This is a genomic window from Maribacter aquivivus (assembly GCF_900142175.1).
Classification (GTDB): domain Bacteria; phylum Bacteroidota; class Bacteroidia; order Flavobacteriales; family Flavobacteriaceae; genus Maribacter; species Maribacter aquivivus.
In genome coordinates, this window is sequence record NZ_FQZX01000006.1 from 32075 (window position 1) to 49834 (window position 17760).

The following is a 17760-nucleotide window of genomic DNA, read 5'->3' on the forward strand; positions in this document are numbered from 1 at the left end:
TTCTATTGTCTAAATTATGGGACAATAATTATGAAAACGAAGTTTTTGTACTTAAATTTGCTCAAATTTTGATAACCTAAAGGTCTAAACGCACATGTCAAAAGACATTCGAATTAAAAAAGGGCTCAACATTAATCTGGTGGGAACCGCAGAACAGACTACTTCTAAAGCTGTTTTAAGTAATGTTTACGCTATACAGTTAAGTGATTTTCACGGAATTACCCCAAAAATGTTGGTAAAGCAAGGCGCCGAAGTAAAAGCGGGAGAACCTTTGTTTTATAATAAGAACATAGAGAGTATGCTCTTTGTGTCACCAGTAAGCGGTGAGCTTATTGAGATTGAAAGAGGGGATAGAAGACGTATTTTGACCTTAAAGATATTAGCAGACAAAACACAAGAGGCGTTTTCAGGAGCTGCTTTAGATGTAGAGAATACATCGAAAGAGGAATTGAAGGCGGTTCTGTTGAAAAGTGGCTGTTGGCCATTTATTAAACAGAGGCCTTATGATGTAGTCGCTAATCCTGATACAACGCCTAAATCTATTTTTATTTCTGGGTATTCAAGTGGTCCGTTACAGGCAGATTTGGATTATGTTTTACAGGGTAGAGAAAAAGAATTGCAAACTGCAATTACAGCTTTAGGTAAATTAACGCCAGGTAAAGTTCATGTATCTGTAGGGTCTAGTAAATCGCCATTGTCTTCAATGACTGGGGTAGAGTTGCATAATGTTTCTGGTCCGCATCCTTCAGGTTTAGTAGGTACGCAGATCAATAAATTAGATCCTATTAATAAAGGTGAATTGGTTTGGACGGTTACTCCGCAAGATTTAATCATTATAGGAGAATATTTATTGACAGGTAAGTTCAATGCAGAGCGTGTAATCGCGCTTGCAGGTTCTTCGGTTAAGGCTCCTAAATATTATACAACTAAAATAGGGGCGGAGATTTCTACCTTTTTATATGCTAGTGGTGTAAACGAAGAAAATTTTAGAGTTATAAATGGTGATGTACTTACAGGTTCTAAAAGTAGACCAGACGGTTACCTAGGGTATTATAATAATACAGTAACGGTTATTCCAGAAGGAGATGATTATGAACTGTTTGGATGGAATAAACCAGTTTTCAATAAAATTTCGGCTACCAGAGCATTGACGTTCTCTTGGATGCAGCCAAACAAAAAATATGATTTGGATACCAATACTAACGGAGAGCACAGAGCATTCGTAGTAACGGGGCAATATGAAAAAGTTTTTCCGATGGATATTTTTCCAATGCAACTGTTAAAAGCTTGTATGGTAAAAGACTTGGATGAAATGGAGCAGTTAGGTTTATATGAAGTGGCTCCAGAAGATTTTTCGTTAACTGAGTTTATATGTATTTCTAAGCAACCGCACCAGAAGATTATTCGTGAGGGGTTAGATTTATTGCAAAAAGAAATAGGATAAGAAATGAGTTTAAAAAGCAAATTACACGAACTTAAACTGAAGTATCAGGGTAAGAAAATGGCTCCTGCCTTTAATGCCTTTCATACTTTTTTGTTTTCGCCAGATGAGACTACTCATGCAGGTGGTACACATGTGAAATCGGCAGATGATTTAAAGCGTACAATGAACACGGTAATAATGGCGCTGGTACCAGTGTTAATATTTTCTATGTTCAACGCAGGTTATCAACATTTTTCTGCAATTAACGGTTTTCCGGCAGATTTTTCTTTGATGAACGATTTCCTTACTTGGGACAATTTTTGGATCGGTATTATTAAGGTATTACCATTAGTAGTTGTTTCTTACGGTGTCGGACTTTTAGTAGAATTTATTTTTGCTGTCATAAAAGGTCATGAAGTAGAAGAAGGATATTTGGTTACCGGTATGTTGGTGCCTTTAATAGTTCCTATAGATACACCACTTTGGATGTTGTCTGTAGCTGTTGTTTTTGGTGTTGTTATTGGTAAAGAAGTTTTTGGAGGTACAGGAATGAATATCCTTAACCCTGCATTAACTATTAGAGCATTCTTGTTCTTCGCTTATCCTACTTGGATGAGTGGTGATAAAGTTTGGGTTTACGGTGCACGTGAGCGTTCAGAAGAAATTTTAGCTGGTGCAAACGTTGATGCAATTTCAGGTGAAACCATATTAGGTTATTTAGCTCAGAATAAGGGGGCTGAAATGACATATTCTGTTTCAGATATGTTCTTTGGTTTTATACCAGGTTCTGTAGGTGAAACTTCAGCATTTCTAATCTTATTAGGCGGTTTGTTCTTGATTTTCACAAAGATCGCTAGTTGGAGAATAATGGTAAGTGCCGTTATTGGTTCATTGGTAATGGGCTTAATATTCAATCAAGTAGTAGATTTTGGTTGGGTAGGTGAATCAAGTAAGTTTTACGGATTGATGAGTTTTGATTTCTGGAAACATTTAATCGTAGGTGGTTTAGCATTCGGTATTGTCTATATGGCTACTGATCCAGTTACAGGTTCGCAAACAAATAAAGGGAAATGGTATTATGGTTTCTTTATAGGATTTATTTCTGTAATGATTCGTGTATTCAACCCTGCATACCCAGAAGGTGTTTTCTTGGCTATCCTTTTAATGAATGTATTTGCACCAACAATTGATCATTATGTTGTAAGGGGTAATATTAAGAGAAGAATGAACAGATTAAAAAATGCCACTATCTATCCAAAAGATTCAGATGGTAAGGCAGAAGAACTTAAAGCTGAAACAGTTTAATTATGGCTAATAAAACAGATAGTAACGTTTATACAGTAGTTTTTGCTGCTGTTATGGTTGTGGTAGTTGGTTCAATACTAGCATTCTTGGCCTCAGCATTGCGTCCTAATATCAAAGAGAATGAACGTTTTGAAAAGCAACAGAACATTCTTTACGCAATGGGTGTTAACGAAAATGGTGATGATGCCGGTAGTGTAAACTTTATACCTACGGATGTCGTGGAAGATGAGTTTGCAAGTTATATCAAAGAGCAATTGGTTATTCAAGGTGATAAAATCACTGAAGATAACGAAGCATATTTGATTGATTTGAAAAAACAATTGGCTAATATCAAAAAAGGAGAGCCTTATAAATTACCAGTTTTTATTGGGGAGAAAGATGGGAAGAAATTTTACATCATCCCTATGTACGGTAAAGGTCTTTGGGATGCTATTTGGGGTTTTATTGCTTTAGATGACACAATGACTGTTCAAGGTGTATATTTTGACCATAAAGGTGAAACACCTGGTTTAGGCGCAAACATTAAAATGCGTTATTTCATGGATGATTTTACCGGAGAGACCATTTTAAATGGTACGCAATATGCAGGTATTGCTGTCGCTAAAGGTAATAATGATCCTTTGAACAAAACAAAAGATGATAATGAAGTAGATGCCTTAGCGGGTGCTACTATAACAGGTAATGGTGTTTCTGCTATGATTAAGGAAACCGTTAAATTATATAAACCTTATTTAGAAACAATTAGAGCAAAGTAATATGGCACTACTATCAAAAAAAGATGCAAATCTTATTACGGATCCACTTGCAGACAATAACCCTATTACTATTCAGGTATTAGGTATTTGTTCGGCATTGGCAATTACAGCAGAGCTAAAGGCGTCTTTGGTAATGGCTATTTCTGTAATGTTCGTATTAGGTGCAGGTAACGTAGTTATCTCATTGATGAGAAATATAATTCCATCGAAAATTAGAATTATTGTTCAGTTAATCGTAGTTGCTACATTGGTGATTATAGTGGATCAGGTCCTTAAGGCATATGCTTATGAGTTGAGTAAAACCTTGGCTGTATTCGTAGGTCTAATTATTACAAACTGTATAATTATGGGTCGTTTTGAAGCTTTTGCTTTGGCAAACGGACCATGGCGTTCATTTTTGGACGGAATTGGAAACTCTTTAGGTTATGGTGTTATTCTAATTATTGTTGGGTTCTTTAGAGAACTTTTAGGTTCAGGTACACTTTTTGGATATCCTGTATTAGGTGATCCAATAACAAAAACAGGTTTGTATGCAACAGGTTATGAGAATAATGGATTTATGATTATTCCACCAGCGGCATTAATTGTTGTTGGTATCATAATTTGGGTACAACGTTCAAGAAATCCTGCGCTAGTAGAAGAGAGTTAAACAGACATTTAAGTAGAAATTATGTTAGAACATGTAGAATTATTTTTTAAGTCCATCTTTATCGATAACATGGTGTTTGCCGTGTTCTTGGGGATGTGTTCTTATTTAGCGGTATCCAAAAAAGTGGCTACTGCAGTTGGTTTAGGTGCTGCTGTTATATTTGTATTGGCGGTTACTGTACCAATGAACTGGTTGTTAGATAAGTATTTGTTACAAGACGGAGCCTTAGTTTGGTTAGGTCCTGAGTATGCAGATTACAACCTTAGCTTTTTATCTTTTATTTTATTCATTGCTACCATTGCTACAATGGTACAATTAGTAGAGATTGTAGTTGAGAAATTTTCACCTTCTTTATATAACTCATTGGGTATATTTTTACCATTGATTGCAGTAAACTGTGCAATTCTAGGTGGATCTTTATTTATGCAGGCAAGAGAAATCGAAACATTGGGCTTAGCATTCAATTATGGCGTTAGTTCTGGTATTGGTTGGTTCTTAGCAATTTTAGCGATTGCAGCTATTCGTGAGAAAATTAGATATAGTAATGTTCCTGCTCCTTTAAGAGGGTTAGGTATTACGTTTATTATCACTGGTCTTATGGGTATTGGCTTTCAAAGTTTTGGAGGTATGTTAACCGGTGGTGGTGATGATGCTGAAGAAGCTAATGAGCAAGTTATTCAGTCTGTTAAACCAGAGATGGTAACACCTGTAGAGGAAGTAGTAGTAGAAAAAAACGAAGAAATTGACGAAAAGGTAATTTCTTATAACGACGTAAATAAATAAACATGATTTTAGCTGCAAGTACAGGCGGAACTATTCTAATAACTGTTGTCGCATTTCTAATCCTTTTGATGGCATTAGTAGCATTACTTCTGTTTACTAAACAAAAACTATCTCCATCTGGTCCTGTAACCATTACAATTAACGGAGAGAAGAAAATTGAAGTTTCTTCAGGTGGATCTTTATTATCTACCTTAGGTAACCAAAAAATATTCTTGCCATCTGCCTGTGGTGGTGGTGGAACATGTATTCAATGTGAGTGTCATGTACTTTCTGGTGGTGGTGAAGCATTACCTACAGAAACTCCGCATTTCTCTAAAAAAGAATTAAACCATGGTGCACGTTTAGCTTGTCAAGTTAAGGTGAAGCAAGACATGGATATTACCATTCCTGAAGAGGTATTCGGTATTAAGAAATGGCCAGCAAAAGTTGTTCGTAATTATAACGTAGCATCTTTTATTAAAGAATTTGTAGTTGAAATCCCTGAGGATATGGGTTACAAAGCTGGTGGTTATATTCAAATTGAAATTCCTGAGTGTGAAGTAAAATATGCTGATATTGATATTACAGCACACCCTGAGGAACATGAAACTCCAGATAAATTTCAAGCAGAATGGGATAAATTCAACCTTTGGCCTTTAACAATGAAGAATCCAGAAACGGTTGAAAGAGCGTATTCAATGGCTTCTTTTCCTGCGGAAGGAAGAGAGATTATGTTGAATGTACGTATCGCTACTCCGCCATGGGATCGTGCTAAAAATGGATGGATGGATGTTAACCCTGGTGTTGCGTCTTCTTACATTTTTAATTTAAAGCCAGGTGATGATTGTACTATTTCTGGACCTTACGGTGAATTCTTTATCAATGAGTCAGATTCAGAAATGTTATACGTGGGTGGTGGAGCTGGAATGGCGCCAATGCGTTCTCATTTATATCACCTATTCAAAACATTAAGAACTAATAGAAAAGTATCTTACTGGTACGGTGGTCGTTCTAAAAGAGAATTATTCTATTTAGATCACTTTTATAAATTAGAAGAAGAATTCCCGAATTTCAAATTTTACCTAGCATTATCTGAACCACAAGAAGAAGATAACTGGAAGGTAAAAGAGAATATTGATGCTCCAGGTGATGGTTTCGTAGGTTTCATTCACAATTGTGTAATTGATAACTACTTAAGCCTTCATGAGTCTCCTGAAGACATTGAACTTTATTTCTGTGGACCTCCTTTGATGAACAAAGCTGTTCAGAAAATGGGTGAAGATTTCGGTATCCCAGATGAACATATACGTTTTGATGACTTTGGTGGATAAGCTTTAAGTCTTTTAAATAATTAAAACTAACCGATATGTAATGTATCGGTTTTTTTATAAAATATAGTTAAGTATGCATGTATTAACAGAACAAGAACTCCATAATTTGGCAATGAATATTGTTGGTAAGCAATTAGAAGATGAAGGTTTTGAATTTTTAGCTGTGAACAGTGAATTGCGCAAGAATCCGCAGTTTGTTTGTACAAAAGATAAGAAGATGCGCTTTGTGGTAGTTAAGGCAATTGAATACCCGGGTGATCCCAAGGATATGGATTTCTTTATGTCTGACCTTACTAAAATGAAAGAACATGCTGTTAAATTTGAAGCAACTACCTTTTATGCAGGTGTAGGACTGTTAAATGCTGTAGATCACAATTTGCCAGTATATTTAGATGAAGAGTATATTGTTGATTTTGATGGTTTAATAGAATTATGAAGAAATGTATTTTAGTAATCGTTGCCATAATAGGATTGTTTCAATCTTGTAAGAAGAATAATGACGCTAAATTTAGAAATGAAAATGTAGGTGGTGCTTTAGGTACTTCTTATAGTATAATTTCAATCTCTAGCGAGAAATTAGATTTACAAAAGGATATAGATTCCGTATTCGCAGTAATTAACCACTCTCTATCCACTTATATTCCGGAATCTGATATTTCTAGAATTAATAAAGGAGATAGTACTGTTGCTGTTGATATGATGTTTCGAGAAGTATTTGATTTGTCTAAAACAATACACAAAGAAACTAATGGCTTTTTTGATCCAACGGTAGGTACTCTTGTAAACGCATGGGGTTTCGGACCTGAACGTCAAATATCAATGGATAGTCTAAAAATTGATAGTTTACTGAATTTTGTTGGATTGCATAAAGTTACTTTAGATGAAAGCAATCATATAGTAAAAGCTAATGCTAATATCTACTTAGATTTTAATGCTATTGCTAAAGGTTATTCTATAGATAGGCTTGCGGCTATGTTAGATGCTAAGGGTATAGAAAACTATTTAATTGAAGTAGGCGGAGAATTGGTGGCTAAAGGAAAGAATACAATTAAAGATAAATTTTGGGTAGTTGGTATTGATGATCCAGAAGAGCAAATGAATAGAGCTACGAAAATATTAATTCATTTAAATGATAGGGCGTTAGCCTCATCAGGCAATTATCGAAAGTTTAGAATTGATGAAGAAACCGGTAAAAAATTCGTGCATACTGTAAATCCAAAAACAGGCTATACACAGGTGTCCAAAACACTTGCCGTAACTATATTGGCAGATAACTGTGCTACTGCAGATGCTTATGCTACGGCTTTAATGGCGATGAATTTAGATGATGCTTTTAATCTCGTTGAAGAAAATAAAAAACTAGAAGCTTATATTGTTTATTTAGATGAGAATGGTGAAACAAAAGAGTTTTCAACAGAAGGATTTAAAGCGCTTGTAGTGAAATAACTATTTTTTTACGAACGGAATTATCTCTCCGGGAGCTAAGCGATATCTGTTGATGTTTTCTTGGCTCATAAGCTTTGTAAAATCTATTTCTTCGACTTTAAAACCTATGCTTCTTAATTTATTAAAGTAGTCTTTGCCATAAATACGTACATGATCGTACTGACCAAATATTTTTGCGCGTTCGACTTTGTCGGTTATGGAGTCGTCTTCGAAAGTTGATTCTCTATTTAAATCTTGCGGAATTTGAAAAATACCCCAGCCACCAGGTTTTAAAATTCTATACAATTCAGACATTGCTTTTGTGTCATCTGGTATGTGTTCTAGTACATGATTACACAGAATTACATCGAACATATTATCTTCAAACGGAAGATTGCAAATATCTGCCTTAACATCTGCTAAAGGAGAATTTAGATCTGTAGTTACATAGTTTAGATTTTTCAATTTTCTGAATCTTTTATAGAAAGCTTGTTCAGGTGCAAAATGCAAAACATGTAACGGAGCAGTGAAAAAATCTGTCTCTTCCTTTAAAAATAACCACAGTAAACGATGGCGTTCTAATGATAGGGTAGAAGGTGAAAGCACGTTCTCACGTGGTTTTTCATATCCATAAGGTAAAAAGCTACGAAAAGTATTACCGTCAATAGGGTCTTCATAGGTGTTACCACGATAGTAAGCCTTAAAAAAAGGCTTTACTATATAGCTTAAAGAAATTAATACAGGCCTTGGAACAAGGTTAAGAAAAAATTTAAAAATTTTCTTCATCTGTATTTTCTAACTTTTTAAGGTAGATTTTGTGAACTCATCTTCTTCATCACTTACAATGCCTAAAGCTTCATAAATATATTTGAAGGTAGAAAGTAACTCAGGTTTTCCGTTGACTATGGCAACATCATGTTCAAAATGAGCACTCGGTTTACCATCTGCAGTAAGTATAGTCCAACCGTCTTTAAGCTGTTTGATATTCTTGGTCCCCATATTGGTCATAGGTTCAATAGCAACCGTCATGCCTTCAACAAATTTCTTGCCTCTACCACGTCTGCCGTAATTAGGCATTTCAGGACCTTCGTGCATTTTTTTACCAAGACCATGACCAACCAATTCACGAACTACACCATAACCATGGTCTTCAGTGAATTTCTGAATGGCATACCCAACATCACCAACGCGATTACCAACTTTAAATTCTCGTATACCTACATATAACGATTTTTTGGTAACCTCTAATAATTTCTTGATTTCTGGGCTAACTTCTCCCACTTCAAAAGTGTAAGCATGGTCACCGTAAAATTCATTTTTTAAAGCACCACAATCAATTGAAATAATATCCCCTTCAACCAAAGGGGTATTATTTGGAATACCATGTACTACTTGAGCATTTGGACTCATGCATAATGAGTTCGGGAAATCGTATAGACCTAAGAAACCAGGTACTGCACCATGGTCACGAATAAAAGTTTCGGCCATAGCGTCTAATTGAAGTGTAGTGACTCCGGGTTTAACTTCAGAGGCTATCATTCCTAAAGTTTTAGAAACAATAAGCGCACTTTCGCGCATTAATTCAATCTCTTCGGCTGTTTTTAATTTAATCATAAAATAAAATACTTTCGGTTGTACCTAAATTTATACCAATGAATTTTGGGTCATAAATTTCGATTTTTCTACACCCATCATTTTTAAGATGGTAGGTGCAATATCTCCTAATACACCATCTTTGATATGGTGAATATCTTTGTCTACTAAAATTAGAGGAACAGGGTTGGTGGTATGTGCCGTGTTAGGGCTTCCATCTTCATTTAACATAGTTTCACAATTACCGTGATCGGCAATAACAATTACAGAGTAATCTTTTTCGATAGCTGCTGTTATAACATCTTTTGCACATTCATCAACTGTTTCACAAGCTTTAATTGCAGCTTCCATAACACCAGTATGACCTACCATGTCAGGGTTGGCAAAGTTTAAGCAAATAAAGTCAACATCTCCTTTTTGAATTTCAGGAATGATTTTATCTCTAATCTCATAAGCACTCATTTCTGGTTGAAGGTCATATGTAGCCACTTTTGGTGACGGACATAAAATACGCGATTCACCATCAAAAGGAACTTCTCTACCACCATTGAAAAAGAAAGTAACGTGTGGGTACTTTTCAGTTTCCGCAATACGTATTTGCTTTTTACCTGCGTTAGCTAATACCTCACCCAAAGTTTCAACGATATTATCTTTATTATAGACAACATGAACCTTTTCGTAAGATTCATCATAATTAGTAAGCGTAACGTAGTATAAGTTGAGTTTGTGCATGTTTTGCTCATGCATATCTACTTGACTTAGTACTTGTGTTAATTCTCTACCGCGATCAGTTCTAAAGTTGAAGAATATAACCACATCATCCTCTTTTACAGAAGCAACAGGAGTGCCATCTGTACTGGTCATTACTATTGGTTTTATAAACTCATCGGTAATGTCATTGTCATAGCTTTTTTGAATGGTTTTGCCAATATCAGTCGATTTTTCACCTTCTGCGTTTACAATAACATCATAAGCTTCTTTAACTCGCTCCCATCGTTTGTCACGATCCATAGCGTAATATCTACCAATAACGGTAGCTAGTTTCGTGTTTTTGTCAGCGCCAAAATGTACGATATCTTCTAAAAAACCTTTTCCACTTTTTGGGTCTACATCTCTACCATCGGTAAAAGCATGTAAATACATATTTTCAACACCAGATTCTTTGCCAGCTTTAATAAGTCCTTTAATATGATTGGTATGGCTATGTACGCCACCATCACTTAAAAGCCCTAAAAAATGAACATCTTTATTATTCTTTTTCGCGTATTCGAAAGCACTTTTTAAAACCGGTTCAGAACTTAAGGTATTCTCTTTTACAGCCTTATTGATTTTAGCTAAATCTTGATAAACAATACGACCAGCCCCTAAATTCATATGACCAACTTCGCTATTACCCATTTGACCTTCAGGTAGCCCTACGTTCATACCATCTGTAAGAAGGTTAGAATTAGCATATTTTGTATATAAACTATCTATAAAAGGTGTGTTGGCTTTATCTACTGCAGATATTGATGGATCAGGAGATTTGCCCCATCCATCTAATATCATTAAGATTACTTTTTTGTTCATCTTCATAAGGTTTTAGGAGTACAAAAGTACTATGTTCTGCCAAGTTAAGCTACTAGATTACCTACCTTTTTCATTTTGGTAGTGTATCGCAACATTTTTTCAGTTTGGGTGAAGATTTGTTTGTTAAAGTTTAGTTATAACAATGTTAAAGGATGAAACAATTGGCGATAACTAGCGTCTTTTAAATGTACACTATTGTACTCATCAATTAAAAATCAATCATCATGAAAAAAGTAATCCTAACATTATCTATGGTAGTTCTTACCATAGGAACAACTGTTTTAGCTGCTGAAAATGAAACTTTAGCACCAACGAATACTATTGACCTTGTGTCAAGAGTAGATATTAGCTCTTTTTGTAAAGCTGTTATACAAGGCGATTTAGAGACTGTAAAACGGTTGATAGATTTAGGCGAAGATGTTAATCAAAAGTCTCTAGGTATGACACCCGCTATGTTCGCTGCTCGTTATAATAAAGTAGCGGTGTTGGAAATGCTTATTAATAACGGTGCAGATTTAAAAGCTCAAAGTAGTCAAGGGTATACTGCTAAGCGTTATGCAGAGTTATCAAATGCTTCTGAGGCACTTGAATTAATTGAAATAGCAGTAGGAAGCTAAGTTCATTTTAAAAGATTTCTACTTGTAGAAACTAAACCCTATACCCCGATTTTTAAAGAAATTGGGGTATAGGGTTTTTTTTAATGTTTTTTAATTGTTAAATATTTATTATTTCTTTCTTAATTTAATGAAATTAATATAATTATATGTGTAAATTTACGTTATCAATAAAATTATTAATCAAAACAACGTAAATATTATGAAAAAATCAATTTCAATTTTGTTATTCATTAGCGTGTTTACATTAACAGGGGTTTATGCAAATACTAGTAATCTCATCAATTTAAATGAATCGGTATCTGTTTCGATAAATGATGAAATTAGCTCATTGTGCAAGGCGGTAATGAAAGGGGATATTGACCAAGTTAGAAGTCTTATCGCTATAGGGGAAGAATTAAACGAAAAGTCTTTAGGACTTACACCTGCAATGTACGCTGCCAGATACAATAAGGCAGAAGTATTAAAGGTGTTATTACTGAACGGCGCTAATTTAAGTATTAAAAGCGATCAAGGTTATACTGCAAAAGACTATGCGAAAATGTCGAATGCTAAAGATGTATTAGATGTAATTAAGCAAGATTCATAGTTATATTTTTATGAAAATAAAAAGGGCTCATTGAAATATCAATGAGCCCTTTTTAATACTACGTAATTCTACTTCAAATAGTGTTCAGGTAAAAGAGTAAAACGCGTTAAAAATCAAATCCATTTGCTGCTCTAACAACAAACGCATACAGTGCCGAAAATATCATTAGGGCACAAAATACTGAGTAGACTTTTAAAAATGTAACCAAAACTATTGGTTTACAGTTCTCAAACGCCTGCACGTATAAGTTTCTGAAATGTGTAATTGTTCCCATTATAGTGTTCTTCTATGATTAAATCATAGCTATAAAGGTAATTCAATATGGCAAAATAAGCTTGGGACTTCGCCAAATGTACAAAAATATAAACACTGCGTATGGTCCTCTAGATTAAGTGTACTAAAAAACCGATTAACCTTGGTTTTTGTATTTATCTATGGCTTCTCTGATTTTTTCTATTCTATTTTCAGGATCAGGGTGGGTGCTCTGAAATTCAGGAGTACGATCTGGACCGCCAGCGGCTTTTAAAATTTCCATCACTTTAATCATCTCGTAAGGATCATATCCAGATTGGATCATAAATAGCACTCCTAGTTCATCACTTTCCAATTCATCACCACGACCATTTTTTAGTAGTGTGTTTTGACCAATACTTCCTAAAATACTACCCATATCGCCAGCACCAACAGTAGCACCCATAGTTGCTGTCTGCCAAGTTTGGCTGTCGGCTATTCTTTCTGCAGAATGTCTACCAATTACATGACCAATTTCATGACCTAAAACGCCAGCTAATTGTGCTTCGTTAAGTTGTGAGAATAAGGCGTATGTAATAAAACATTGACCGCCTGGTAATGCAAAGGCATTTATGGTTTGATCATCTGCCAATAAATGAAAATCATATTGGTAAGGCGTTTCTTTGGCAATACTATTTTGAACCAGTTTGTTACCAACAGATTCAACAAATGCCTGTAATTGTTGATCAGGATATAAACCACCATGTTGTTGCGCCATTTCCGGAGCACTTTGTAAACCAATAGCTATTTCTTGTTCAGAAGACATAGTAATATGTTGCGAACGACCAGTATATGGATTCTCTTCGGTGTTGCTACATTTTTGTATAAATGCAAAGGCAACAATTGCTAAACCGATAAATATTCTAATTTTCCAACTTCCTCTTCTCATGGTAATGTATTATAGTACAGGCTCTAATGTACGAAATGCTTACAGTAGGTTTCTATTAATGTCTAAAATATTATTTTGTATGTAAGATTTTAAAAAGCTCATTGTAAAATTTTCGGCACCATAAAAATCTTCACGAATAAGAATAGATGCGATGTTTTTACTTCTAAACTGTTCAAGCATTGGTATCGATAATGGGGCGTAGCTATAGTGCCATGGCTCGTATTTGAAACCTCTTCTTTTAGCTTCGTTGGTATAAACTAAGAAAAATCCGTAAGTTTCAGAGTTTTCATCCATCCATTTTTTAAAATCAACATAAGGGCCTTCACCTTCATACTTATGTGGTACAAGAACATCACCATCTACTTTTCTATATCCGTCTACAACATCAATATCGGTACCCCAATGATGTCTGCTCGTACCAGGTATGGTAGAGTATTCAATAATTTTGTCAATAGCATCTGTAGGGTTCATGCCATCATCGTCGGTGTATTTTAAATATTTACGTTCAAAAATTGCTTCTTGTCTATCGTAACTTCTAAAGCTTGAAACTATTTTTAAATCGATACCGTCTTTATAAGCAGCCTTTTTCATTTCTACAAAGGCATCATGGGCTTCTTTTCGTAGGTTGATATCTTTTCCGTACAACTCAATATCTTCTTTACCCATAAGTTCTAAAATACTATACTCTGTATCTTCTTGAATAAAAAGAGTAGGGGCAAGGGCAAGCGCCAAAGCTGCCGAACTACTTCTGTTAATAAATGTTCTTCTCTGCATAATTGTATGTTGTGTTATGTAATGCAAAAGATTTGCCAAACTATATCAAAAGAGAAAAACTTTTGAAAGTAGTAAATCATGCAATCTTAAAGTAAAAGTAATGAAAATTGATCTTAATAGAATTTATGGTCAATTTTCGTCATATGTAGTAAGGTATAAATACCCTTGATGTTTATAGTTTAGATCATTCAAGGATACTATATAAAAATAGATGCCAGAAGGCAAACCAATATTTTTAGCAATTACACCATTTACATTTGATATACCCGTAAACTCATCGCTATAGTTGTTCTTAGAGAATACCAACCTGCCATATCTATTATAGATTTGTAAAACATTGTTGGGTGAACTGTCAATACCTTCAATTTCTAAATAGTCATTAATGCCATCGCCGTTAGGGGTCATGTAATAATTATCTAGAGTAATATTGTCAAGAGTTTCTATAATATCAGAATTACCGCCAAGAGTTATGATTTCATAATCGCTAGGTATAAATTCTACAGAAGTTACCGATCCATTTGTGAAATCACCTTCAACATTTGTGTTTCCTAAATCGACCCAAATATTATCAATAACACTCCAGCCTACCACTTTTATTTCCGCAATAGTTTCTCCAAATAGATATGCATTGCTTTCTTCGTCCCAGGTTAAAGTTACTTTTGAAGGTATAGTGCTTTCTAAATGCCAAAATTCATACTCACTAATTGATAAGGCTTCGTTCTCTTTAATGAATGTACTAAAACTTGTATTAAATACACTTGGGGTATTAGGGTCCTCATAATAATAAGCAGATTTTGCATAATCGTTAGAACCTATTGATTCAATGGTTAAAGGACGTATTTTATCAAATTGCCCTATAGGAAACGTAAATTCAGACTTCTTGCTTATGGCAGTGTAACCATCAACCTTTGTGAAATTTGCTTCCCCTGTATAAAATGAATCATTTATAAAATTGATGTTTACTTCAGATGCTACTCTTGATGTAACTATGTCACCCGCAATAAAGTTTGCGTTATTTTGAATGCCCACCGTATTATCAATATAAAGATCATTATCTACTGCAACTTCAAAATCATAAAAAATAGGATTGGATCCGCCCGATATTGTTAAAGCCTTGTCGAAAGAATAAAAACCAACTAGACCTTTGTTTTGATTGAATGCGCCATTATTTATAACATCCATATGAAAACCGACTAAACCATCGTCATGAATTTGAATATTACCATAATTATGCACAGCATCTTGTGCTACAATGGTATGTTGTAGTAGTAAGCAGGCAAGTATGATTTTTAATATTTTCATGATTTTAATATGTCATTGTTATATTAGAAATTGATGCGTCTACACTATGATATGAAGAGTCAAAATATAATGGGTTAGTTGCTTTTTTAGATGAAGAATATATGACAATATCATTCTTTAAATAGGTTACATTACCTAAGCAATCTACATTGATCGTTAATCTATCTCCAGCTGAATATCCACTAACATATCCTAAGCTTGCTCCGTTTTCTCGTATTTGAATTTGACTGTTAGTGACCATATACATGGAATAATCTAAATTAGTATAAGATGCGGAAGTTGATGGTGTAGTGCTTAAACCGATCATAACGTATTTGTTAGATTGATCGGCAGTCCAATCTAAGTGTCCGCCTGAAGTAGCGCTAATGGCATGAGTTGAAGAATATCCTTGTGCATTCCAACCTGCTGTGGCTGTCTTTAATAATTTGTTTCCATCATATGTCATAGAACCAGTCAAAATCATATCTGCAATACCAATGCTATTGGTCGTTAAAGTTGTAGATGACTGTAAAACAAACCCTCCTGATAATGTGCTAGTACCGGCATTATTAGTCACTGAAATGTCATAATTACCAAAAGAAGAACCAGAAGTTACATTAGCCGTAATTTGAGAAGAACTGTTAATAACTACTGAATTTACTGTCTGTCCTGTAATAGCTACTGTAGAAGCACCATCAAAATAAGCTCCTTGAATAATTACATTTCTGGTTTCATTAGTTCCAAATAAAGAACAGTTGCCTGTACCAGCATCAGAATTTGAAACAATAGGAGTATTACCTGGAATAGTTGGTAAGAAGTCTACATCTGGGTCAACACCATTAGAAAAGGTAAAAGACCCATCAGGATTTGTTGTGAACGTGGGCTTTATAGACGAAACAATATAAGGATCTGCCGATGTACCAGTACCGGTAACATTGACATTTCCGTCAGATATAATTTTTGTCTCATTACCTTCTGGGGTTAGTTTTTGCCATGCACTACCTGTAAACTGATACAGAAAACTGTCATCAGAATTGTAGATTAAGGAGCCTTCATGCGGACCGGCAATTGCATTTATTTCAGCTAAAGTAGCTGAATGTATGGCTACAAGATCACCTGCAGTAGGTGCTTGCGAATAGCAGAAGCTAAAGCAAAGAATGAATAATGTAATTAATATTTTTTTCATACTACTATAAATCTAAAATGGTAAACATAAATTCAGAATCGAAACGACTTCTATCAGTACCTCCATTATCATTATCTCCAATAATTACCTCAAAGCTAGTTGCAGTTTGGTTAGAATAAGAAATACCTGGGTCATCATTACCAACACCATTTCTACCTGGTTGCGATAATTGTATAATGTAATCTGCATCAGAGACTGAACCTGCAGGTAAGGTTACACGATAGTAACCAACGCTAATTCTAGCAACAGTAACTCCGGCTGTTGCCTTGGTAACTGTACCGGTGGAGCTGATTTTACCTATTGCTTTAACTGGGTTGTAATTATCTACCCATTCTGTACCTGTAGCCGTAGAACTAAGTACTTGCCTAGCTGTACCGGCAGAATCATTTTTATCTAATACGGTACCCTCTAATTCTAAAGTTTCGTTTATAATTACAGAAGTTTTATTTGATGTTTCTTCAACTTTTAAAGCTTCTATACCACCAACAACTAAACCTATTTCATCTGCTGCAGGACTGTAAGTACCTGTATCGGAATCGTCAGAAAACCTATATGATGGTAAGCTTAAAGTACCGTCAGAGTTATTCAAGCCGCTAGTTCTTGTTGCACCGTTTACAGTTAATTTGTTCGTGCCAGCTAGCGGATTGCCTATACTTAATCTGTTATTGGTATTATCCCAGAATAATTGACCGTTATTTTCTGTTGGCGTTCCGTCGGTATCAGCAAAGAAAATAGAACCTGTAGTACCTGTATGTGATAAGTCTGAAAGCGGTACGTCTAAGTCTCCATTAGAATCTGATATTCTTAAGTAATCTGTGCCAGCAACGTCAACTGTAGAAAAACTAGTGTTAGTTTCATTGGTTACACTTCCATCAATCTCTGTGAAAACATTAGTAATCGTATATGGTAAAGAGCTAGAACCATCACCTAATATTTGAATGCCAGTACCTGCTGTAATTACAGTTTCAGTTCCATCTGCATATAAAGATGATAAATTTGCTACCTGAGTTGTAGGGTCATCTTCAATTTTTAATAATAGTTCAAATGTAGAACCATTAAAAGCAAACATTTCAACTGTTTGATCATCCGTAGAAACAGTACTCAAATCAACTTGGTTCGTACCCGTTGCAGGATTCGTTAAGGTAAGAATGTTGGTCGCACTCAAGCTCAGATCTGAAAGTTCGTTCGTTGCAGAAACATCTTCATCTGCAAGAATGTGAGCATCCACTTTATTGTCCACAGCTGTAATATCCGCTGATTCCTCAAGAGCGGAAAGGTCAACGGTAACATCGTCACCGCCTTCTATGTTAATACCTAGTTCGCT

19 protein-coding genes are annotated in these 17760 nt (G+C 35.0%); 10 read left to right on the forward strand and 9 right to left on the reverse strand.

Annotated elements, in window-relative coordinates; all coding sequences use genetic code 11:
• The first annotated feature begins 94 nt into the window (after positions 1-94).
• The 8 genes from BUC31_RS19545 (at position 95) to BUC31_RS19580 (ending at position 7671) form a co-directional block, all read left to right on the forward strand.
• Positions 95-1444 (forward strand): Na(+)-translocating NADH-quinone reductase subunit A, encoded by a 1350-nt coding sequence (locus tag BUC31_RS19545; RefSeq protein WP_073247424.1) that lies wholly within the window; start codon positions 95-97, stop codon positions 1442-1444.
• Positions 1445-1447: 3 nt separating this feature from the next.
• On the forward strand, positions 1448-2728 hold the full coding sequence (locus tag BUC31_RS19550) for an NADH:ubiquinone reductase (Na(+)-transporting) subunit B (protein WP_073247426.1): 1281 nt from the start codon (positions 1448-1450) through the stop codon (positions 2726-2728).
• Between the two features lie 2 nt (positions 2729-2730).
• Positions 2731-3483 carry a Na(+)-translocating NADH-quinone reductase subunit C gene (locus BUC31_RS19555; protein ID WP_073247428.1) on the forward strand — a complete coding sequence of 251 codons (753 nt, stop codon included), beginning with the start codon at positions 2731-2733 and terminating at the stop codon, positions 3481-3483.
• Between the two features lies 1 nt (position 3484).
• Positions 3485-4132, forward strand: a complete 648-nt coding sequence (locus BUC31_RS19560; protein ID WP_073247430.1) for an NADH:ubiquinone reductase (Na(+)-transporting) subunit D — start codon at positions 3485-3487, stop codon at positions 4130-4132.
• A gap of 21 nt (positions 4133-4153) precedes the next feature.
• The gene (gene nqrE, locus BUC31_RS19565) at positions 4154-4915 is read left to right on the forward strand and encodes an NADH:ubiquinone reductase (Na(+)-transporting) subunit E (RefSeq protein WP_073247432.1); all 762 of its coding nucleotides are present in this window, start codon (positions 4154-4156) and stop codon (positions 4913-4915) included.
• Positions 4916-4917: 2 nt separating this feature from the next.
• Positions 4918-6225 (forward strand): NADH:ubiquinone reductase (Na(+)-transporting) subunit F, encoded by a 1308-nt coding sequence (nqrF, locus tag BUC31_RS19570; RefSeq protein WP_073247434.1) that lies wholly within the window; start codon positions 4918-4920, stop codon positions 6223-6225.
• Between the two features lie 73 nt (positions 6226-6298).
• Positions 6299-6661: a Na(+)-translocating NADH-quinone reductase subunit F gene (locus tag BUC31_RS19575; RefSeq protein ID WP_073247436.1), complete on the forward strand. Its 363-nt coding sequence runs from the start codon at positions 6299-6301 to the stop codon at positions 6659-6661.
• Positions 6658-7671, forward strand: coding sequence for an FAD:protein FMN transferase (locus tag BUC31_RS19580; RefSeq protein WP_073247438.1), 1014 nt, complete (start codon positions 6658-6660; stop codon positions 7669-7671). Before BUC31_RS19575 ends, BUC31_RS19580 begins: the two co-directional genes overlap by 4 nt.
• On the opposite strand, the gene BUC31_RS19585 is transcribed toward BUC31_RS19580, so the two are convergent.
• The 3 genes from BUC31_RS19585 to gpmI are packed head-to-tail and all read right to left on the reverse strand — an operon-like array spanning position 7672 to position 10812.
• Positions 7672-8436: a class I SAM-dependent methyltransferase gene (locus tag BUC31_RS19585; protein WP_073247440.1), complete on the reverse strand. Its 765-nt coding sequence runs from the start codon at positions 8434-8436 to the stop codon at positions 7672-7674.
• Positions 8437-8445: 9 nt separating this feature from the next.
• On the reverse strand, positions 8446-9264 hold the full coding sequence (gene map, locus BUC31_RS19590; RefSeq protein ID WP_073247442.1) for a type I methionyl aminopeptidase: 819 nt from the start codon (positions 9262-9264) through the stop codon (positions 8446-8448).
• 30 nt (positions 9265-9294) lie between these two features.
• Positions 9295-10812, reverse strand: coding sequence for a 2,3-bisphosphoglycerate-independent phosphoglycerate mutase (gene gpmI, locus BUC31_RS19595; RefSeq protein ID WP_073247444.1), 1518 nt, complete (start codon positions 10810-10812; stop codon positions 9295-9297).
• Positions 10813-11036: 224 nt separating this feature from the next.
• Between gpmI and BUC31_RS19600 the strand changes: the two genes are divergently transcribed.
• Positions 11037-11429: an ankyrin repeat domain-containing protein gene (locus BUC31_RS19600; RefSeq protein WP_073247445.1), complete on the forward strand. Its 393-nt coding sequence runs from the start codon at positions 11037-11039 to the stop codon at positions 11427-11429.
• 199 nt (positions 11430-11628) lie between these two features.
• Positions 11629-12015 (forward strand): ankyrin repeat domain-containing protein, encoded by a 387-nt coding sequence (locus tag BUC31_RS19605; protein WP_073247447.1) that lies wholly within the window; start codon positions 11629-11631, stop codon positions 12013-12015.
• A 106-nt stretch (positions 12016-12121) separates the two neighbouring features.
• Here BUC31_RS19605 and BUC31_RS20645 read toward each other — a convergent pair whose 3' ends face one another.
• The 6 genes from BUC31_RS20645 to BUC31_RS20410 form a co-directional block, all read right to left on the reverse strand.
• Positions 12122-12289: a DUF6747 family protein gene (locus BUC31_RS20645; protein WP_317614972.1), complete on the reverse strand. Its 168-nt coding sequence runs from the start codon at positions 12287-12289 to the stop codon at positions 12122-12124.
• A gap of 135 nt (positions 12290-12424) precedes the next feature.
• Positions 12425-13195: a M48 family metalloprotease gene (locus BUC31_RS19610; RefSeq protein WP_073247449.1), complete on the reverse strand. Its 771-nt coding sequence runs from the start codon at positions 13193-13195 to the stop codon at positions 12425-12427.
• A gap of 39 nt (positions 13196-13234) precedes the next feature.
• Complete coding sequence (locus BUC31_RS19615) at positions 13235-13969, reverse strand: M15 family metallopeptidase (protein WP_073247451.1); 735 nt, start codon at positions 13967-13969, stop codon at positions 13235-13237.
• A 129-nt stretch (positions 13970-14098) separates the two neighbouring features.
• Positions 14099-15271, reverse strand: a complete 1173-nt coding sequence (locus BUC31_RS19620; RefSeq protein WP_073247452.1) for a T9SS type B sorting domain-containing protein — start codon at positions 15269-15271, stop codon at positions 14099-14101.
• Positions 15272-15275: 4 nt separating this feature from the next.
• A complete protein-coding gene (locus tag BUC31_RS19625; RefSeq protein ID WP_073247454.1) occupies positions 15276-16436 on the reverse strand; it encodes a hypothetical protein in 1161 nt (386 codons plus the stop codon).
• A gap of 4 nt (positions 16437-16440) precedes the next feature.
• A partial coding sequence (locus BUC31_RS20410) for a hypothetical protein (RefSeq protein WP_170861986.1) occupies positions 16441-17760 on the reverse strand: 1320 nt, incomplete at its 5' end.